Annotated in this window: 20 protein-coding genes; 4 read left to right on the top strand and 16 right to left on the bottom strand. The window is 68.6% G+C overall.

Annotated elements, in window-relative coordinates; genetic code table 11:
* Window positions 1-8: 8 nt before the first annotated feature.
* From nuoK to ACYVDG_RS24080, 13 genes are all read right to left on the bottom strand, one after another.
* Window positions 9-308, bottom strand: coding sequence for an NADH-quinone oxidoreductase subunit NuoK (nuoK, locus tag ACYVDG_RS24140; RefSeq protein WP_017543069.1), 300 nt, complete (start codon window positions 306-308; stop codon window positions 9-11).
* A complete protein-coding gene (locus ACYVDG_RS24135; RefSeq protein ID WP_460757891.1) occupies window positions 308-1,264 on the bottom strand; it encodes an NADH-quinone oxidoreductase subunit J in 957 nt (318 codons plus the stop codon). The genes nuoK and ACYVDG_RS24135 overlap by 1 nt, the downstream gene beginning before the upstream one ends.
* A complete protein-coding gene (nuoI, locus tag ACYVDG_RS24130; RefSeq protein ID WP_460757887.1) occupies window positions 1,261-1,809 on the bottom strand; it encodes an NADH-quinone oxidoreductase subunit NuoI in 549 nt (182 codons plus the stop codon). The genes ACYVDG_RS24135 and nuoI overlap by 4 nt, the downstream gene beginning before the upstream one ends.
* Window positions 1,802-3,175 (bottom strand): NADH-quinone oxidoreductase subunit NuoH, encoded by a 1,374-nt coding sequence (nuoH, locus tag ACYVDG_RS24125; protein ID WP_460757884.1) that lies wholly within the window; start codon window positions 3,173-3,175, stop codon window positions 1,802-1,804. Before nuoH ends, nuoI begins: the two co-directional genes overlap by 8 nt.
* Window positions 3,172-5,631, bottom strand: a complete 2,460-nt coding sequence (locus ACYVDG_RS24120) for an NADH-quinone oxidoreductase subunit G (protein WP_460757882.1) — start codon at window positions 5,629-5,631, stop codon at window positions 3,172-3,174. The genes nuoH and ACYVDG_RS24120 overlap by 4 nt, the downstream gene beginning before the upstream one ends.
* Window positions 5,628-6,953 carry an NADH-quinone oxidoreductase subunit NuoF gene (nuoF, locus tag ACYVDG_RS24115; protein WP_460757880.1) on the bottom strand — a complete coding sequence of 442 codons (1,326 nt, stop codon included), beginning with the start codon at window positions 6,951-6,953 and terminating at the stop codon, window positions 5,628-5,630. Before nuoF ends, ACYVDG_RS24120 begins: the two co-directional genes overlap by 4 nt.
* Window positions 6,950-7,714 carry an NADH-quinone oxidoreductase subunit NuoE gene (nuoE, locus tag ACYVDG_RS24110; protein WP_460757877.1) on the bottom strand — a complete coding sequence of 255 codons (765 nt, stop codon included), beginning with the start codon at window positions 7,712-7,714 and terminating at the stop codon, window positions 6,950-6,952. Before nuoE ends, nuoF begins: the two co-directional genes overlap by 4 nt.
* Window positions 7,711-9,006, bottom strand: a complete 1,296-nt coding sequence (locus ACYVDG_RS24105) for an NADH-quinone oxidoreductase subunit D (protein WP_460757875.1) — start codon at window positions 9,004-9,006, stop codon at window positions 7,711-7,713. The genes nuoE and ACYVDG_RS24105 overlap by 4 nt, the downstream gene beginning before the upstream one ends.
* A 49-nt stretch (window positions 9,007-9,055) precedes the next feature.
* Window positions 9,056-9,802, bottom strand: coding sequence for an NADH-quinone oxidoreductase subunit C (locus ACYVDG_RS24100; protein ID WP_460757872.1), 747 nt, complete (start codon window positions 9,800-9,802; stop codon window positions 9,056-9,058).
* Between the two features lies 1 nt (window position 9,803).
* Window positions 9,804-10,349, bottom strand: a complete 546-nt coding sequence (locus ACYVDG_RS24095) for a NuoB/complex I 20 kDa subunit family protein (protein ID WP_460757868.1) — start codon at window positions 10,347-10,349, stop codon at window positions 9,804-9,806.
* 67 nt (window positions 10,350-10,416) lie between these two features.
* Window positions 10,417-10,776, bottom strand: coding sequence for an NADH-quinone oxidoreductase subunit A (locus ACYVDG_RS24090; protein ID WP_460757866.1), 360 nt, complete (start codon window positions 10,774-10,776; stop codon window positions 10,417-10,419).
* 162 nt (window positions 10,777-10,938) lie between these two features.
* Complete coding sequence (locus ACYVDG_RS24085; RefSeq protein WP_460757863.1) at window positions 10,939-12,243, bottom strand: geranylgeranyl reductase family protein; 1,305 nt, start codon at window positions 12,241-12,243, stop codon at window positions 10,939-10,941.
* A gap of 418 nt (window positions 12,244-12,661) precedes the next feature.
* Window positions 12,662-13,372: a demethylmenaquinone methyltransferase gene (locus tag ACYVDG_RS24080; RefSeq protein WP_460757861.1), complete on the bottom strand. Its 711-nt coding sequence runs from the start codon at window positions 13,370-13,372 to the stop codon at window positions 12,662-12,664.
* 155 nt (window positions 13,373-13,527) lie between these two features.
* Between ACYVDG_RS24080 and ACYVDG_RS24075 the strand changes: the two genes are divergently transcribed.
* On the top strand, window positions 13,528-14,793 hold the full coding sequence (locus tag ACYVDG_RS24075) for a hypothetical protein (RefSeq protein ID WP_460757860.1): 1,266 nt from the start codon (window positions 13,528-13,530) through the stop codon (window positions 14,791-14,793).
* 115 nt (window positions 14,794-14,908) lie between these two features.
* Here ACYVDG_RS24075 and ACYVDG_RS24070 read toward each other — a convergent pair whose 3' ends face one another.
* Window positions 14,909-15,349: a DUF4229 domain-containing protein gene (locus ACYVDG_RS24070; RefSeq protein ID WP_460757859.1), complete on the bottom strand. Its 441-nt coding sequence runs from the start codon at window positions 15,347-15,349 to the stop codon at window positions 14,909-14,911.
* Between the two features lie 411 nt (window positions 15,350-15,760).
* On the opposite strand from ACYVDG_RS24070, the gene ACYVDG_RS24065 reads away from it, so the two are divergent.
* Complete coding sequence (locus ACYVDG_RS24065; RefSeq protein WP_026116196.1) at window positions 15,761-15,961, top strand: BldC family transcriptional regulator; 201 nt, start codon at window positions 15,761-15,763, stop codon at window positions 15,959-15,961.
* A 116-nt stretch (window positions 15,962-16,077) separates the two neighbouring features.
* Entirely contained in the window at window positions 16,078-16,431 is a 354-nt protein-coding gene (locus ACYVDG_RS24060) for a PLD nuclease N-terminal domain-containing protein (protein ID WP_460757858.1), read from the top strand.
* Window positions 16,432-16,674: 243 nt separating this feature from the next.
* On the opposite strand, the gene ACYVDG_RS24055 is transcribed toward ACYVDG_RS24060, so the two are convergent.
* Complete coding sequence (locus ACYVDG_RS24055) at window positions 16,675-18,009, bottom strand: pectate lyase family protein (protein WP_460757857.1); 1,335 nt, start codon at window positions 18,007-18,009, stop codon at window positions 16,675-16,677.
* A gap of 235 nt (window positions 18,010-18,244) precedes the next feature.
* Between ACYVDG_RS24055 and ACYVDG_RS24050 the strand changes: the two genes are divergently transcribed.
* Window positions 18,245-19,240 carry a LacI family DNA-binding transcriptional regulator gene (locus ACYVDG_RS24050; protein WP_460757856.1) on the top strand — a complete coding sequence of 332 codons (996 nt, stop codon included), beginning with the start codon at window positions 18,245-18,247 and terminating at the stop codon, window positions 19,238-19,240.
* A gap of 48 nt (window positions 19,241-19,288) precedes the next feature.
* Here ACYVDG_RS24050 and ccsA read toward each other — a convergent pair.
* Window positions 19,289-19,455: cytochrome c biogenesis protein CcsA (gene ccsA, locus ACYVDG_RS24045; RefSeq protein WP_460758052.1), on the bottom strand; the 167-nt coding region annotated here is incomplete at its 5' end.

Genomic DNA, 19,455 nt, shown 5'->3' with positions numbered 1-19,455 from the left:
GTCGCCTTCTAGTGCTTGAGCAGGTTCGCGTCATCGAGCGACGCCGACCTGCGGGTTCGGAAGATCTGCATGATGATCGCGAGGCCGACGACCACCTCGGCGGCGGCCACGACCATCACGAAGAAGGCGACGACCTGCCCCTCGATGTCCCCGTGCATCCGGGCGAACGCGACGAACGCCAGGTTGCAGGCGTTGAGCATGAGCTCCACGCACATGAAGACGATGATCGCGTTGCGTCGGACGAGCACGCCGACCGCGCCGATGGTGAACAGAAGCGCCGCGAGGACGATGTAGTTCATCGGGTCCACTAGGAACCGCCCTCCTGTCCCTTGTCGTTGCCGTTCTCCTCGCGGTCGCCGCCGTCGGCACCGCCGTCCCGGTCACCGTCGTCGGCGCCGGCCTCTTCGGCGATCGGCACGCCCTCCTTGGAGCTGGCCGAGTCGGAAGCCCCGCCGGGGAGCGCGGTCCGGCCGGCCTGGACTTCGCTCGGGACCTCCGACTGGTACTCGGGGTCGCGGGCGGTGAGGACCGGGTTGAGGGACAGCTGGGAGACCGTGCCGTCGGGCAGCAGCGCGGGCATGTCGATCGCGTTGTGCCGGGCGTAGGTCCCGGGTCCGGGCATCGGCGTCGGGTGGTCACCGCGGATCCGCTCCTCGGACATCACCCGCTGGGTGCGGCGCTTGCCGATGCGGGCTGTGTGCGCGAGGACCATGGCGCCCAGCACCGAGGTGACGAGTAGCGCGGCCGTGGCCTCGAAGGCCACCACGTAGCGCAGGATCAGCTCGGCTCCGATCCAGGGGATGGTGCCGCCGGCCTGGGCGGCCCCGGCCTCCATCCCGACCGGGTCGCCCACGGCGATACGGGTGATCCCAGTGGCCAGGGCGCCGATGAAGCAGATCGCGACGATCGCGGTCATGAGCCGCTGTCCGCGCAGGGTCTCCACCAGGGAGTCCGCGGAGCTGACGCCGACGAGCATCAGCACGAACAGGAACAGCATGAGCACGGCGCCGGTGTAGACGACGATCTGGACGACCATCAGGAACGGCGCCTCGTTGATGCCGTAGAAGATCGCCAGGCCGACCATGGCCAGCGCCATCGACATGGCCGAGTGGACGGCCTTGCGGGAGAAGACCACGCCCAGGGCGCCGAACACGATGATCGTGCCCAGGACCCAGAAGACCGCGGTCTCGCCCGAACCGATGGGGGTTCCGGCGTCGGCGTCAGCGAGGTAGAGCATGGGGGAGTCGGGGGTCAGCGGGTTCAACTGGTTGCCTCCGTGCTCCCCGGCCGGTCCTGCGTCCCGTGCTGACCTCGCCCGGTGGCGTAGTAGTCCTGCTCGGTCTCACCGAGCCGCATCGGGTGGGGCGGCTCCTCCATGCCCTCCCTGAGCGGGGCGAGCAGTTGCTCCTTCGTCCAGATCAGGCTCTGCCTGCTGTCGTCGGAGATCTCGTACTCGTTGGTCATGGTGAGGGCCCGTGTCGGGCAGGCCTCCACACACAGGCCGCACAGGATGCAGCGCAGGTAGTTGATCTGGTAGACGCGCCCGTACCGTTCGCCGGGCGAGTACCGGTCGTCCTCGGTGTTGTCACCGGCCTCCACGTAGATGGCGTCGGCCGGGCAGGCCCAGGCGCACAGTTCGCACCCGATGCACTTCTCCAGGCCGTCGGCCCACCGGTTCAGCTGGTGCCGTCCGTGGAAGCGCGGCGCCGTGGGGCGCTTGACCTCCGGGTATTCGACGGTCGGCACCTTCTTGAACATCGTGTGGAAGGTGACACCGAAACCCTTGACGGGGTTGAGCCAATCAAGCACCGGTAACCTCCCCCTTCTTCTGGTTGCGTTCGGCGGTGGCGGCCGGGGCCGTCCGCGACGGTTCCGCGGGCACGCTGGTGCCGTAGTGCGGTGCGGTGCTCGGGGGCACCGGGAACCCGCCGAAGGAGGGTTCCTTGTGGGCACGGCGCGCGTTGTCGGCGCGCTGACGGGCCTCCTCCGCGCGCTCGCGGCGCACGAAGCGGACCCAGACGGCGATCGCGGCGACGGTGGCGACGGTGAAGCCCGCGACGACCGCGGCGATGACCACCGGCGAGGCGCCGTCGATGACGAGCATGCGGACGACGGCGACGCCGGTGATCCACACGAGCTGGATCGGGATGAGGACCTTCCAGCCGAGCTTCATCAGCTGGTCGTACCGGACGCGCGGGAGGCTGCCCCGGGCCCAGATGAACAGGAACATCACCGCGATGAACTTGAGCAGCCACCACAGGGCCGTCCACCAGCCCTCGTTGGCGCCGGGGAAGATCGCGGTGACGCCGGGCGGTGCGTACCAGCCGCCGAGGAAGAGCGTCACGGACACCGCGGCGACGGTGCACATGTTCACGTACTCCGCGAGGAAGAACATCGTGAACTTCATGGAGCCGTACTCGGTCATGAAGCCGCCGACGATCTCCCCCTCGCCCTCCGCGAGGTCGAACGGGAGCCGGTTGGTCTCGCCGATCATCGTGACGATGTAGATGAGGAAGGAGGGCAGGAGCAGGACCGCGAACCAGAGGTTCGCCTGGGCCTCGACGATGCCGGACATCGTCAGCGTCCCCGCCATGATGAAGACCGCGACGAAGGACAGGCCCATGGCGATCTCGTAGCTGATCACCTGCGCGGAGGCGCGCAGGCCGCCGAGCAGAGCGTACGGGGACTGTGAGGCCCAGCCGCCGAGCACGAAGCCGTAGACGCCGAGTGCCGCGGTGGCCAGGACCAGCAGCGCGGCGATGGGCAGGTCGGTGAGCTGCAGCTGGGTGGTCACCCCGAACATGTTCACCTCGCCGCCGATCGGGATGACGGCGAAGGCGATGAACGCGGGGATGGCGGCGATCATGGGTGCCGCGATGTAGACGAACCGGTCCACCCCGCGCGGGATCAGGTCCTCCTTGAGGGAGAGCTTGATGCCGTCGAACAGGGACTGGAGGAGGCCGAAGGGCCCCATCCGGTTCGGACCGTGGCGCTGCTGCATCCGCCCCATGACCTTGCGGTCGGCCATGATCATCATGAGCACGCAGATCATGAGGAAGACGAAGATCCCCACGGCCTTGATCGTGATGATCCACCAGGGATCGTTCCCGAAGGCGTCCAGGGTGCGCTCCGAGGCCAGGTGGAGCACGCTCGGGTCGAGAGCGGCGGGGGTCACTGCTGCCTCCCGTTGGTGGTGGGCGCGGCCAGGGCGACCGTCTGGCCGGCGGTACCGCCCAGGTCAAGGCGGATGTCGCAGCCGTGGGCGTTGGCCGGGAGCCAGACGACCCGGTCGGCGATCTCGGTGACGACCACCGGGACGGTCACCGAACCGAGGTCACCGGTGACGCGGAGCGATCCGCCATCGGGCACGCCGACCTCGTCGGCCGTGGCCTTGGACAGGTAGGCGCGCGGCTGGCGGGCGGTACCGGCGAGGTACGGCTCGCCGTCCTCCATCCGGCCGGTTCCCAGCAGCTGCCGCCAGGTGGACAGCACAGCCTGTCCAGCGGCGGGTTCGGGGACCGCGGTCGGCCGGACCGCGGGACCGGCGGCCCGTTCCCCGGACCAGGGCCCCAGCTCGGCCAGCTCGGCGTAGGCGGTGTCGGAGTCGGGCAGGCCCAAGTGGACGTCCATCGCGTCGGCGACGGCGGACAGGACCCGCAGGTCCGACAGGGCCCCGGGCACCTTGAGCGCGTCGCCGAACGGCCGGTGGCGGCCCTCCCAGTCGAGGAACGTGCCGGACTTCTCGGCCACGGCGGCTACCGGGAACACCACGTCGGCGCGGTCGGTGACGTCGCTGGCGCGCAGTTCGAGGCTGACGATGAACGGCACCTTGGCCAGGGCCGCGCGGGCGGCCTCAGGGTCGGGCAGGTCGTCGAGCTCGACCCCGGCGATGACCAGCGCGTCGAGTTCGCCGGAGGCGGCCGCGGCGATGATCGCGTCGGTGTCGCGTCCGGGGGTCTCCGGCAGGGAGCCCACGTTCCAGGCCCGGGCGACCTCCGCGCGGGCCGAGGCGTCGGCGACCGGTCGGCCCCCGGGAAGCAGGCCCGGCAGCGCACCTGCGTCGATCGCGCCCCGCTCACCCGCCCGGCGGGGGACCCAGGCCAGTTTGGCTCCGGTCCGCTCGGCAAGTGCCGACGCGGCGGTCAGGGCTCCGGGGACGGTGGCAAGCCGTTCACCCGCGAGGATGACCGCCCCCTCCTCCCCCAGTGCCTCGACGACCTCGGGGTTGTCCACGTCCAGGGCGTTGAGGACGCGGGCCTCGTCGCCGGGGACGGCCTGGACCAGGGTGCCCTTGGTCTTGGTGAGGCCGAGGCTGGCGTGCGAGGCGACCGAGTACACCTTCAGGTCGCGCTTGCGCGTGCCCTTTCGCAGGCGCAGGAACACCAGGGGCGACTCGTCCTCGGGCTCGAACCCGGCGAGCATGACCGCGGGCGCCTTCTCCAGTGCTGTGTAGTCCGTGTCCACCGGGGTTCCGGCGACCCGGGCGCCCAGGAAGTCGGCCTCTTCGGCGGAGTGCTGCCGGGCTCGGGCGTCCACGTCGTTGGTGGCCAGCGCCACGCGGGCGAACTTGGCGTAGGCGTAGGCGTCCTCGTAGGTGAGTCGGCCGCCCACCAGGACACCCACGTTGCCGCGGGCCGCGCTGAGCCCTTCGGCGGCCATACCGACCGCCTCGGGCCAAGAAGCGAACTCCAGGGCCCGGGAGTCCTCGTCTCGGACCAGGGGACGGGAGAGGCGGTCGGACTGGGTGGCGTAGGTGAACGCCCACCGGCCCTTGTCGCAGTTCCACTCCTCGTTCACCTGCGGGTCGTCCCCGGCCAGGCGGCGGGTGACTTTGCCCCGCCGGTGGTCGGTGCGCTGGGCGCAGCCGGCCGCGCAGTGTTCGCACACGCTCGGGGTGGAGACCAGGTCGAAGGGGCGCGACCGGAACCGGTACGCGGATCCGGTGAGCGCACCCACCGGGCAGATCTGCACCGTGTTGCCGGAGAAGTAGGAGTTGAACGGCTCGCCTTCGGCGATACCGACCTGCTCCTCGGCGCCGCGCTCCATCAGCTCGATGAGCGGGTCACCCGCGATCTGCGCCGCGAACCGCGTGCAGCGCGCGCACTGGATGCAGCGCTCGCGGTCGAGCAGCACCTGGCTGGAGAGCGCGATCGGCTTGGGGAAGGTCCGCTTGACGTCGAGGAACTCCGTCTCGCCCTGCCCCGTGGACATGGCCTGGTTCTGCAAGGGGCACTCGCCGCCCTTGTCGCAGACCGGGCAGTCCAGCGGGTGGTTGATGAGCAGGAACTCCATGATCCCGCGCTGGGCCTTCTCCGCCACCTCGGAGGTGAGGTGGGTGTTGACCACCATCCCCTCCATCACGGTGATGGTGCAGGAGGCCTGGGGCTTGGGCATCCCGCGCCCGTTGCCCATGTCGGGGATCTCCACCAAGCACTGGCGGCAGGCGCCGACCGGGTCGAGGAGCGGGTGGTCGCAGAACCGGGGGATCTGGATGCCGAGCAGTTCGGCGGCCCGGATCAGCAGCGTTCCCTTCGGCACCCGGATCTGGAAGCCGTCGATGGTGACGGTGATCAGGTCCTCCGGGGGCGGGGCCGGGGAGGACCCGCCGGAGGAGTTGGAGGTGACGGTCACTGGTTCCCTCCCCCTTCCGTAGTGGTCGGCTTGTCCGCCCAGAGGGTGGACCTGGAGTGGTCGAAGGGGCAGCCGCCCTTCTCGTAGTGGTCGACGTACTCCTGACGGAAGTACTGGATCGACGACATGACCGGGCTCGCGGCACCGTCGCCCAGGGCGCAGAACGAGCGGCCGAGCAGGTTGTCGCAGATCTGCAGGAGCTTGTCGATGTCGGCCTCGGTGCCCTCGCCGCGCTCCAGCCGGTCCAGGACCTGGACCATCCAGAAGTTGCCCTCGCGGCAGGGTGTGCACTTGCCGCAGGACTCGTGCGCGTAGAAGGCGATCCAGCGGCCGACGGCGCGGACCACGCAGGTGGTCTCGTCGAAGAGCTGGAGCGCGCGGGTGCCGAGCATGGACCCGGCAGCGCCCACCGACTCGAAGTCGAGCGGGGTGTCCAGGTGTGCGTCGGTGAAGATCGGCGTGGACGATCCCCCGGGGGTCCAGAACTTGAGCTGGTGCCCGGGGCGCATACCGCCAGCCATGTCGAGGAGTTCGCGCAGCGTGATCCCGAGCGGCGCCTCGTACTGGCCGGGGTTGGCGACGTGTCCGGACAGGGAGAAGAAGCCGAACCCGGCGGACTTCTCGGTGCCCATGGCCGTGAACCACTCGGCGCCGTTGGCGACGATGCCGGGGACGCTGGCGATGGACTCGACGTTGTTCACCACGGTGGGCGAGGCGTAGAGCCCGGCCACGGCGGGGAACGGCGGCTTGAGGCGGGGCTGTCCTCGGTAGCCCTCCAGGGAGTCCAGGAGGGCGGTCTCCTCACCGCAGATGTAGGCGCCGGCCCCGGCGTGGACGACCACGTCGAGGTCGAAGCCGGTGCCGAGGATGTCCTTGCCGAGGAGCCCGTCCTCGTAGGCCTCGGCGACCGCTTGGCGCAGGCGGCGGATGACGTGGACGACCTCGCCGCGCACGTAGATGAAGGCCTGGCTGGACTTGATCGCGTAGGAGGCGATCGCCACGCCTTCCAGCAGCACGTGCGGGTTGGCGAGCATGAGCGGGATGTCCTTGCAGGTTCCCGGCTCGGACTCGTCCGCGTTGACCACGAGGTAGCGCGGATGGGGATTGTCTGCGGGCAGGAAGCCCCACTTCATCCCGGTGGGGAAACCCGCGCCGCCGCGGCCGCGCAGGCCGGACTGCTTGACCAGGTCCACGATGGCGTCGGGGTCCATCGTGACGGCCTTGCGCAGGGCCTCGTAGCCCCCGGTCGCCCGGTAGCCGTCGAGCGTGAAGGAGTCGGGGCGGTCCCAGTTCTGGGACAGGATCGGGGTCAGGGTGGTCACTTCGAGCCCTCCTCGTCCTGGTCGTCGGCCGCGGGCCGAGGGAGGTTGTTCGGGTCAGGCGCTTCCCAGCCGCGCTCCTGGGCCAGCTTGAGTCCGACCAGGGACGGGGCCGCAGCCTGGACGCCCTCGCCCGCGCGGCCGTCGTCGAACCCGGCCAGCACGCGCGAGGCCTGCTTCCAGGTGCAGAGGCTGTCGGGTCCGCGCGTGGGCGCGACGTCCTTGCCCAGGCGCAGGTCGTCCACCAGCTGTTTGGCGGTGGCGGGGGTCTGGTTGTCGAAGAACTCCCAGTTGACCATCACGACCGGGGCGAAGTCGCAGGCCGCGTTGCACTCCACGTGCTCCAGCGTGACCTTGCCGTCCCCGGTGGTCTCCGCGTTGGCGACGTCCAGGTGCTCCTTGAGGGCGGAGAAGATCTCGTCTCCGCCCATCACCGCGCACAGGGTGTTCGTGCACACCCCCACCTGGTAGTCCCCGCCCGGACGGCGGCGGTACATGGTGTAGAACGTGGCGACCGCGTTGACCTCGGCGAGGGTGATGTCCAGCTGGTTGGCGCAGAACTCCATCCCCGCCTTGCTGACGTGCCCCTCCTCCGCCTGCACCAGGTGGAGGAGCGGGAGCAGCGCCGACCGCTGTTTCGGATAACGGGCGATGATCTCCTTGGCGTCCTGTTCCAGGCGCGCCACGACGGCGTCGGTGAAGACCTCGTGGCCCGCACCGGTGTCCTCGGTGTCCTTGTTCTCTGGAACGGTGTGCTCGCTCACCTGTCCACGCCTCCCATCACCGGGTCGATACTGGCCACGGCCGCGATCACGTCCGCCACCGTCCCGCCCTCGCACATGGCGGCGACGGCCTGGAGGTGGGTGAAGGAGGGGTCGCGGAAGTGGACGCGGTAGGGGCGGGTGCCCCCGTCACTGGCGGCGTAGCATCCCAGCTCGCCCTTCGCGCTCTCCACGGCCGTGTAGACCTGGCCCGCGGGGACCCGGAAGCCCTCGGTGACCAGCTTGAAGTGGTGGATGAGCGCCTCCATCGAGCCGCTCATGATGTGCGCGATGTGGTCCGGGGAGTTGCCCAGGCCGTCCGGTCCGAGCGCCAGTTTGGCGGGCCACCCGATCTTGGCGTCCTCGATCATTACGGGGCCGGGCTCGAGCTTGTCGAGGCACTGCTCGACGATCTTGAGGCTCTCCTCCATCTCGGCCATGCGCACCCGGTAGCGGGCGTACACGTCGCCGCCGTCGGAGACCGGGACGTCGAACTCGTAGTCCTCGTATCCGCAGTACGGCTTGGCCTTGCGCAGGTCCCAGGCCAGGCCGGAAGCGCGTACCAGCGGGCCGGTCACGCCGAGCGCCATGCAGCCGGGCAGGTTGAGGTAGGCCACGTCCCTGGTCCGGGCCAGGTATACGGGGTTCTCGTCCAGGAGCTTGCGCATGCTCTTGATGCGATTCGGCATCTCCTTGAGAAGCTCCCGGACCTTGCCGACCGTGCCGGGCGGCAGGTCCTGCGCCACGCCGCCGGGCCGGATGTAGGCGTGGTTCATCCGCAGGCCCGTGACGAGCTCGAAGATGTCCAGGATCATCTCGCGCTCACGGAAGCCGCTGGTCATGATCGTGGTGGCGCCCAGCTCCATGCCGAACGTCGCCATGGCCACGAAGTGCGAGGCCATCCGGTTGAGCTCCATGAGCATCACCCGGATGACGTTGGCGCGTTCGGGGACCCGGTCGGTGATACCGAGCAGCTTCTCGGTCGCGAGGCAGTACGCCGTCTCGTTGAAGAGGGGCGTCAGGTAGTCCATGCGGGTCACGAACGTGGTGCCCTGCGTCCAGGTCCGGTACTCGAGGTTCTTCTCGATACCGGTGTGCAGGTAGCCGATACCGACACGGGCCTCGGTGCACGTCTCGCCGTCCAGCGTGAGGATCAGCCGGAGCACCCCGTGCGTGGACGGGTGCTGGGGCCCCATGTTGACGACGAGGCGTTCGGCGCTGGTGCCCTGGGCCTTCGCGATGACGTCGTCCCAATCCCCACCGGAGGCGTCGATGTAGTCCTCGGTGACGGTCATGCCGTGCCTCCCTTCTGGATGAACGGTGTCGTGGTCCTGGTCTGGCGGCTCACTGGTAGGACCGCCGTTCGTCCGGCGGGGGCACCGTGGCGCCCCGGTACTCGACCGGGATGCCGCCCAGCGGGTAGTCCTTGCGCTGGGGGTGGCCGTGCCAGTCGTCGGGCATCTGGATACGGGTCAGCGCCGGGTGGCCGTCGAAGACCATCCCGAAGAAGTCCCAGGCCTCGCGCTCGTGCCAGTCGTTGGTCGGGTAGACCGACACGATCGAGGGGATGTGCGGATCGGCGTCGGGACAGGTGGTCTGGACGCGGATCTCGCTGTTGTGGGTGATCGAACGGAAGTGGTAGACGGCGTGCAGCTCGCGTCCGGCGTCCTCGGGGAAGTGCACCCCGACCACTCCCGTGCAGAGCTCGTAGCGCAGCGCCGGGTCGTCGCGCAGGACGCGGACCAGGTCCAGGAGCCCTTCGCGGCGCACGTGGAAGGTGAGTTCGCCGTAGGCGACCTCCACCCGCTCCACGTCGGCCTCCTTGTCGATCTCGGTGAGTGCCGCTTCCAGGTCGTCCGCGACCCGGTCGAAGTCCGCGGTGCGCGGGTCCTCGGGGTCGGTGAAGGGGCGCTGGCTGTGGACGGGAGCGCTCCCCCGCACCTGCAGACCGCCGAACCCGGAGGTGTCGCCTGTGGTGTTCGCCCCGAACATGCCGGTGCGCTTGACCGGTGCGGCCAAGCGCTCGCGTCCCCGCTGGTCGGGAAGGTTCTCCGCGGCGTCGTCGCGATCGCGCTCGTACTCGTTACTCATGTCAGTCCTTGGTCACCACGGGCAGCGAACGGCGGAGCATCCGCTCCTCGGTCTCGGTGATCTCCTGCTCCCGGTGGGCGCCGAGCTTGGTGTTCTGCACCTTGTCGTGGAGCTTGAGCACGGCGTCCAGGAACATCTCCGGCCGCGGCGGACAGCCCGGCAGGTACATGTCGACGGGGACGATGTGGTCCACGCCCTGGACGATCGCGTAGTTGTTGAACATGCCGCCGCTGGAGGCGCAGACACCCATCGCGATCACCCACTTGGGCTCGGGCATCTGGTCGTAGATCTGGCGCAGGACCGGGGCCATCTTCTGGCTGACCCGGCCGGCGACCACCATCAGGTCGGCCTGGCGCGGGGTCGCTCCGAACTTCTCCATGCCGAACCGGGCGAGGTCGTAGTCCGGGCCGCCGACGGACATCATCTCGATGGCGCAGCAGGCCAGACCGAACGTCGCGGGCCACATCGAGCTCTTGCGGGCCAGGCCGACGACCTGTTCGACCGAGGTGAGCGCGACTCCGGCGGGCAGTTTCTCTTCGAGTCCCATCAGCTGCGGACCTCCTCCGGGCTGGGCGGCTGGGTCTTGGGGCAGGGGGTGGGGGCGGGGATCAGGCTCAGTCCCATTCGAGGCCTCCGCGGCGCCACTCGTAGGCGTAGGCGATGGAGACGTTCACCAGGAAGAGGATGATCGCGATCACGCCGAACCAGCCCAGGGCATCGAAGTGCACGGCCCACGGGATGAGGAAGATGATCTCGATGTCGAAGACGATGAACATCATCGCCGTCATGTAGTACTTGACGGTGAAACGGCCGCCGCCAGCCGGCTGCGGAGTGGGTTCGATACCGCACTCGTAGGCCTGCATCTTGGCCCGGTTGTAGCGCTTGGGGCCGATGATCGCGCCAACGACCATCGACACCACGACGAACGCGGCGCCGATCCCACCGAGCACGAATATCGGTGTGTACAGCTCCACGGCTCACCCTCCTCCGCTGTTTGGCTGGTCGGAGCGCGCGACCGGCAGTCTTGTGAACGTTTTCACGTGAGAGTTTCTTGTTATGGCAGCCGGACCGCTCCGACCGACTCCCGGGAAAGGCACCGGGAATGGGTCGGCGGTCCGACCACGCGCGTTCTTCCCTTAAGCGGCGGGCGTGATCTTGCGGAGCCCGTTGATGACCCGGTCCATTGCGTCGCCGTTGCTCGGCTCCGTGAGGTTGGCGAGCATCTTCAGGGCGAACTTCATGAGCGTGCGCTGGCGCAGGCCGTACTTGGTCGCGTACTTCATGAACTCGGGCTGGCCGATGACCTTCACGAAGTAGCGGCCGAGCGTGTAGTAGCCGCCGTAGGTGTCCGCCAGGACATCCGGGTAGTGCAGCAGGGCGCGCTCACGCGTCTGCTGGGTCGTGCGGCCGTGCGCCTGCACGATCACGTCGGCCGCGATCTGCCCGGCCTCCATGGCGTAGGCGATGCCCTCGCCGTTGAACGGGTTGACCATGCCGCCCGCGTCGCCGACCAGCATGAGTCCGCGCGAGTAGTGCGGGACCCGGTTGAAGCCCATCGGCAGCGCTGCGCCGCGGATGCTGCCCTTCTGGTTTTCCGCGGTGAAACCCCATTCCTCGGGCATGGAGTCGGTCCACCGGCGCAGGAGCTTGCGGTAGTCGACGTCCTGGAAGGAGGCGGTGGAGTTGAGGATGCCGAGGCCGACGTTGCTGGTGCCGTCGCCCACGCCGAAGACCCACCCGTACCCGGGCAGGAGCACGTCCTTGTCGCCGCTGCGGTCCCACAGCTCCAGCCAGGACTCCAGGTAGTCGTCCTTGTGCCGGGGGCTCTCGAAGTAGGTGCGCACGGCGACACCCATGGGCCGGTCGTCGCGTTTGCGGATGCCCATCGCGACGGAGAGCCGTGAGGAGTTGCCGTCGGCGGCCACGACCAGCGGCGCCCTGAAGGTCACGGGCTCGCGGTCGGCGTTCTTGGCACGGACCCCGACGATGCGATTGCTGCGCTCGTCCATGAGGGGCCCGGTGACGGTCGTGCGCTCCAGGAGCTTGGCCCCGGCGGCCACGGCCCGCTCGACCACGATCTGGTCGAAGTCCAGGCGCGTGCGCACGAGACCGAATCCGGGGTAGGCGGCCAGGTCGGGCCAGGGCAGTTCCAGGCGGACTCCGGCTCCGACGATGCGCAGGCCGTGGTTCTTGACCCACCCCTCGTCTTCGAAGGTGATCCCCATGGCGGTGAGCTGTTTCACCGCTCTGGGGGTGAGTCCGTCGCCGCAGACCTTCTCCCGGGGGAAGGAGGTCTTCTCCAGGAGGAGGACGTCAAGCCCGGCCTGGGCCAGGTAGTAGGCGGTGGTTGAGCCAGAAGGGCCAGCGCCGACGACGATGACGTCGGCGTCGTACTCGATCCGTTCCCGGCCTCTGGGAGAGGAGGTGGCTGTCTCGCTCACGGATGTGTCCTCGACTACTCGCGCGGTGCTTCCGTGGCGGGTCAGTGCGGGGTCGACCCGCTCACGGGGGATGTCATGGGGCGGTTTGGGACTTCCGACATATCCAACTTGAGTCTAGTGGGCTATGCCTCGTGTGTTTGTGAAGGACTTCACAAGCCACTTTTCCGCAGTCTAGACCCTTCGGAGCCAAGAGGCGACCCCCGGGGGCCCTTCTCCCGGAAATCGGATATAGCGCCCATAAGGCACAACACTTGCCTCAATGTGGCTACTCAGCGACAAACATGCAGCTCATGATCGCCCGGACAACACAAGTGACTCACCAGTAACAAGAAAGCCCCGGGGAACGGTCCGTTCCCCGGGGCTTGAGAGTTTTTACTTTTGGGCGAAGTATTGCCCACTGTGGGCGGTATGTCGGTTTTTACTTTTCCCGATACCCGCGGTGGAGGGCCACCGTGCCCAGCGTCAGGTTGCGCCACGCCACCCGGGACCAACCCGCGCTCTGCAGGTACTTCGACAGCTCCGCCTGGTCCGGCCAGGCCATGATCGACTCCGACAGGTAGTCGTAGGCCTCGCTGCGCCCGGAGAAGGCGCCCGCGATCTTCGGCAGGGCCGCCATCAGGTAGGTCGAGTAGAGCCTGTCGACGAACTCCACCGGGATATGGCTGAACTCGCAGATCACGAGGCGGCCGCCGACCTTGGTCACCCGCATCAGCTCCCGCAGCGCCTGGTCCACGTCGGCGACGTTGCGCAGGCCGAAGGAGATCGTGACCGCGTCGAAGGTCTCGTCGGCGAAGGGCAGGGACAGCGCGTCCCCGGCCACGAACGTCACACCGGCACGCGAGGCCCCACCGCGCCGCTCGGCGCCGTTGCGGAGCATGCCCAGCGAGAAGTCGCAGGCGATCACGCGCGCGCCCTTCTTGGTGAAGGACTCCGAAGAGGTACCGGTACCCGCCGCGAGGTCGAGCACCAGTTCGCCGCTGTGCGCGTCGACCGCGTTGACCACGGCACGCCGCCAGACGCGGTCCTGGCCGAGCGAGATGACGTCGTTGACGAGGTCGTAGTTGTCGGCGATGCCGTCGAACATCGCGGCGACGTCCTGAGGCTTCTTGTCGAGCTTCGCGCGGGTCATGGCAACAGCCTAAGGGGGCCGGAACAGCGGCGCGGCCCAAGGATGGACCGAGAGCTGGAGGACGAACTTTTAATCACTTGCAGTAGTCAAACAACAACTCCGTGCAAGAATGTATTTTCCGCACCTGTTCACACCGCGCGCCCAAGGAGAGTCACGTGAAACCGGCCCGATCGTCCGTCGCCCTGACGATGAGCTCTCTGCTTCTGATATCGATGGCGGCCCTCGCACCACCCGCCGCCGCGGCACCCCACGACGGCGTCGTCGGCGAACAGCCCGCCCAATGGACCCCGCACGTGCTCGACGGGGCGATCAAGGACATCCTTCGCCTCGGCGACACCGTCCTGGTCGCAGGCGAGTTCAACCGCGTGGCCGACCCCGACGAGAGCAACACGCACGAGCGGCGGAACCTGTTCGCCTTCGAGCACGGCACCGGCGAGGTCCTCCAGGATTTCACCCCGTCGGTCGACGGGGTCGTCACGTCGCTGTCGGAAGGACCCGACGGTTCGGTGGTCCTCGGCGGCCACTTCGGACGGGTGAACGGCGAGGCCACCCAGGGGCTCGCCCGGATCGACGCGACCAGCGGCCGGAGCGCGGGTGAGTTCGACGCTTCGGTGGACGGCGGGAACGTCTACCGGCTCGCCGGGGACGGGGCCGACGTCTACCTCGGCGGGAACTTCTCCGGCGTGAACGGCCAGGAACGTACGGGGCTGGCCAGGATCGACGCCGCCACCGGTGAGGTCGACGCCGACTTCACCCCGACCATCTCCGAGCAGCGCCGCGGCACTCTGCGCGTCCAGGAACTGGCGCTGAGCCCGGACAGCCAGCGTCTGGCGATCAACGGGACCTTCACCAAGGTCGACGGTGAGGACCGCTACCAGATCGCCATGATCGACACCGCGGACGGCGGGCCCACCCCGTGGTCGACCTCCGCCTACGAGGCGCCCTGCGACTACTCGCCGATGCACACCTACATGCGGCAGATGTCGTTCGCGCCAGACAGCTCCTACTTCGCTGTGGTGACCGCGGGCGGTCCGCAGATGAAACCGGGCCTGTGCAAGTCCACGGCCCGCTTCGAGAACACCGACACCCCGGACTCCGAACCGACCTGGACCAACATGACCGGCGGGGACTCCCTGTACTCGGTCGAGGTCACCTCGTCCGCGGTCTACGTGGGCGGGCACCAGCGCTGGATGGACAACGAGCAGGGCGCCCTCAACCCCGGACCGGGTTCTGTGGAGCGCGAGGGCATCGCGGCGGTCGACCCGGAGACCGGGCGGGCGCTGGAGTGGAACCCCGGCCGTGCCCGCGGGCACGGCGTGGAGGCCCTGCACGCGACGTCGGACGGCCTGTACGTCGGGAGCGACACCGAGCGCCTCGCCGACGAGTACCGGGCGCGCCTGGGGATGTTCCCGGTCTCATAGGCGCGCGAGCAGACATTCGGGCAGGCCGTCGAGGTCGGCCTCGGGCCCGTCTCGCACAGAGAGCGAAGAGCGGCAGTACGGGGTGGTTTCCGCGAACGAGGAGCCACCCCGTTCGCTACCTCTTGGGCTCCTCCGCGACCGCTTCCGCGGCCTGCTCCTCCGCCCCTTGGGGAGCCGCCTTCTCGTCTGCCTTGGCTGAGTCCTTCTCAGTCCCCTTCTCGGCGTCCTTCGCGGACTCTTCCGAGCCGTCCCCCTCGGCGGCCTCCGTTCCCGCCTCCTGGGCCCGCAAGAGCTCGTCCTGGATCTCGTCCTCGCGCGCGGCGCCCCCGACCAGACGGTCGCCCACGGACTTGTCCTGACGCTTCTTGGACCAGTCGACGACGGACTGGGACATCTGGTCGCGCCACTTCGAGAGCAGAACATAGGAAGCGAGGCCGCTGAGCACCCACGCGAGAATGAGCGCGAGCCACGTGCGCGCACCGAAGAGGTAGACGACCCCGAAGGCGGCGGCGAACAGCAGCACGCGGGCGGCGGTATAGGTCAGCCAGCTACGCATCAAAAAGCCTCACAACAGACGATTACCTGCACTAGATTGGTCAGCACACCCATCCACGCATGATCCGCGCGCGGACGGCCGAGTCGTGCGACCGCGGCCGAAGGGGTGGCGTCCCGCTTCAGGCAGTCCTTACCTCCAGGTTAAGGGTGTGCCCCGGCCGGTGCGCACCAGGGCGGCCGGGCCCCGGCGCAGGCCAGACCGGGCGAGGAAGGCATCGGATTCAGATAGTCATGGGATGTTTCCAATCCCGACAGCAGGGCCCGAACATCACGTTCCGATCACATATCTCCCACTCCTCCCCCGAACACCGCAATTTCTCCGAAAACTAGGGAGGAAACGGACCAACTCGTGCACACTAGGGGATCAAACGCCCGCCGCCCCCTCACTCCAGGCGGGCACGATTGGGGGAATGTGAAGGTGGAACGAGCAAGCGAACGCCTGTTGACCCCCGGGGAAGTGGCCTCACTCTTCCGGGTTGATCCCAAGACCGTCACCCGCTGGGCCGCCTCCGGGCGTATCAGCAGCATTCGGACCCCCGGCGGGCACCGCCGTTTCCGGGAGTCCGAGGTACGTGCCCTCCTGCTCGGGGAACCGAGCGAGAGCACCACCTGACGGACCGTTCAGCACGTCTTCTACGGCCCCGGACCCGACGATCCGCGCGGCCTCCCGCACCCCTGGGCCGGTGCCCTCGGCTGTGGGGAGTCGACAGCAAGAGTTAGGCTGGAACCATGGTGTGGCTTGGTGGCCTGATCACGCTCGTATCGATCGTTCTATGGGTGTACGCGTTCTTCGACGCGTTGACCAGTCCTGCCCAGGAAATACGGAACCTGCCCAAGGTCCTGTGGCTGGTCGTCATCGCGCTGTTCATGCCCGTGGGTTCGATCCTGTGGCTCTTCCTCGGCCGTCCGCGCCAACCCTCGGCCGTCCAGGGAAACGCGCCCTCCCCGGCTCAGGCCGCGTCCGCGGACGACCTTGACCCGTCGGACTTCGCACAGCCCTCGGACAGCCCGCACCCGCTGGGCCCGGACGACGATCCCGAGTTCCTCCGCCACCTCAAGCGGCGGATCGACCCGGATGAGTGATCCGGCCGGGCCGAACAGCTGAGCAGTGCGCCTCATCGGTACCGCTGAGTGCGCACGGCCGGTTGGGGCTTCCTCGGGACTTCATATAGACCACGCACGGTGGGGCCGTACTCGTTCGGGTACGGCCCCACCGTCGTCTCACCGCTCTTCAGGGCAACACCTGGGACTCTCCCAGGCCCGCGGGCCCCACAGGAACCGGGGTCTGCGGGGAGCGGGCCCAGGGGAACCGGGCGCCACCGCGACCTACAGGAGCAGCCCGGCCCCCACGCTCCGCGGCAGACCGCGGACCGCTTCCACCGGCTCCACCTCGTTCACCAGCTGCGGCACCCAGGTCAGCTCGGTCCCGAGCTCGCTGTCCGGGAACCGGGCGTTGTGCTCGGCGACGAGGTCGACCTCGTCGAGGCGCCCCTGGCCCTCGTCCAGCAGCACGTTCCCCTGCTCCACGATGTCCGTGCCGCCCCAGTTGTACAGGAGCTCGCCGGCCTCGATCCCGTCGCGCAGGTCGAAGATGTTGTTCTCCGCGTAGAGGTGCGACTCGATCCCCACACCGAGGCTGTAGCCGTAGAGGTCCGGGTCCTCCACCGTGTAGTAGTTGTTGTGCACGTGCACCTGGCCGTAGCGGACGCGCGGTGCCCGCTCCCCCAGTCCGTCGAAGTGGTTGTGCCGCCAGGTCACCCGCAGGTACCCGCGGTCACCGGTCGCACTGTCGTCGTTGCCCAGCAGCATCGCCTTGTCGCGCCCGTCGAAGTGGTTCCGGGAGACCGTCACCAGGTCGGCGGCGCGCACGATGTCGAGCAGTCCGTCGTGCACCTCGAACTTGCGGCCGAAGTACTCGGGCAGCTCGGTCCCGGGGTTGTCCCCGTCGTCGAACGTGTTGTGGTCCACCCACACGTTGGTGGAACCGGAGACCTCCACCTGGTCGTACTCGGAGTTCCAGTTGCCGCTGTCACCGTCCCCGGGATCCCAGCCGGGGAAGCAGTCGTGCGTGTCGGAGAAGCGCAGGTTGCGGAGGATGACGTTGTCCACGTCCCGGACCAGCAGGTTCACCCCGCTGAGGGTGGGCTCGTCACCGATACCCACCACGGTGGTGTTGGAGCCGACCTCGACCTGGATCTGTTCGGCCTGGACCTCGGCGGAGGCGAGCCGGGCGTCCTCCAACGGACCCTCGACGTCGTCCCAGCCCCACTCTTCGGGGTCGTAGGTGGCGAGGTAGTCGTCCAGGTTGTAGCCGTCCTGTGCATAGTCATCACAGGTCAGAGCAGTACCGTCCGGGGCCGTGTTGCCGTCGATGTGGCCCTCGACGTAGACGATCTTCGGGGTGTCGTCGTCCTGGTCACCGACCACTTCGCGGAACTCCTCCATGGTGGAGACCACGTGGACGTCCTCCGGTTCGGCCTCGGAGCCGCCCGTCGTGCCCTCCCCCGCTGAGCCCCAGCCGTCGCCTTCGGCCAGGGTCTCCCGGGCGATACCGCGCGGATCGACGTCGGGGTCTGCTCCGGCGGGGGCCACGGTGGCGGCGACCATCACGGCCGCCAGGGCCAGGATCGGGACGGTCCTGGGCGGGACGAACCTTCGCATGGCGTCTGCTCCTTCGGGGGGTTGAGCACGGAACTGCAAACGTTTGCAAAAATCTCTCGGAGCAACCGCATCCACGTCAACCCTCCTTCCGATTACTTCTTCGGAAAAGGGCCGGAAAACCACGCAAATGATCAGATAGTGGAAGAAAACAGGCAGAGTTCAACCCACCCTAATAAGCAACAAACGGTTGCCGTACTCTCGTGTCACTCACAACCGTCAGCGGAACGGAGACCCCTTGACCGTCACCATCAGGGATGTCGCGCGGGTGAGCGGGGTCCACGTCTCCACCGTTTCCCGGACCTTCTCCGCGGCCCACCTCGTCAATCCGGACACCCGCGCCCGGGTGCTGGCCGCGGCGGACCAGCTCGGCTACCGGCCGAACCGGGCGGCGCGGGCACTGTCCACACGGCGGACGGGCAACCTGGGGCTGATCGTCGCCGACATCGCCAACCCGTTCTTCCCGCCCCTGGTGAAGGCGGCCCAGGCCCAGGCCAGGGAGCGCGACTACCACGTCTTCATCGCCGACACCGACGAGCAGGCCCGGGTCGCGGAGGAGCTGGTCCGCTCCATGGCCCAGCAGGTGGACGGCGCCCTCCTCGTAGCACCGCGGCTGACCAACCGCACCATCACCGAACTCGCGCGCGACCTTCCGCTGGTCGTCGTCAACCGGCGGCTCCCGGGTGTCTCCGGTGTCCTGATGGACGTCGGCTGCGGCGCACGTCGGGCCGTGGACCACCTGCTCGACCTGGGCCACCGGGAGATCGCCCTGGTGACGGGCCCCCGGGCCGCCTGGACCAGCAAGGAGATCGAGCGGGCGGCCGAAGGGCTCGCGGACGACCGCGGTGTCCTCCTCCAGCGGATCGGCCCCAACCCGCCGACCGAGGAGGGCGGCCGCGCCGCCGCTGCGGAGGTGGTGGCGAGCGGAGCGACCGCCGTGTTGGCCCACAACGACCTGGTGGCCTTCGGCCTGGCCCAGGCCAGCGCCGAACTGGGCTTGTCCGTCCCCAGCGACCTCAGCGTCGTCGGTGTGGACAACAGCCACGTCGCCCGCTACTCCAGCCCTGCCCTGACCACCGTCGACATGCCGGTGGCGGCCGCCGGACGCGGAGCGGTGGACCTCCTGCTGCAGGCCGTGGCCGACGGCGGCACACCGGGCACCGTCTCCTTGGAGACCGGGCTGGTCGTACGCGACTCGACCGCGCCGCCCAGGGAGGACGGCGCGGTCGGATAACGCGGGGAGCGGGGCCGATCCGGTCGACCGCCCCGGTCCAGGCCCTGCCTAGGCGTAGGAGTGCAGACCGCTGAACATGTAGTTCACGGCGAAGAAGTTGAACATGACGGTGAGGAAGCCGATCACGTTGATCCAGGTCGCCTTCGGACCGCGCCAGCCCCCGGTGGCACGGGCATGGAGGTAGGCCGCGTAGATCACCCACGTGATGAAGGACC

Source organism: Nocardiopsis oceani (assembly GCF_054777395.1).
The sequence above is the reverse complement of the archived record's forward strand: the minus strand, read 5'-3'. Positions and strand labels throughout refer to the sequence as shown.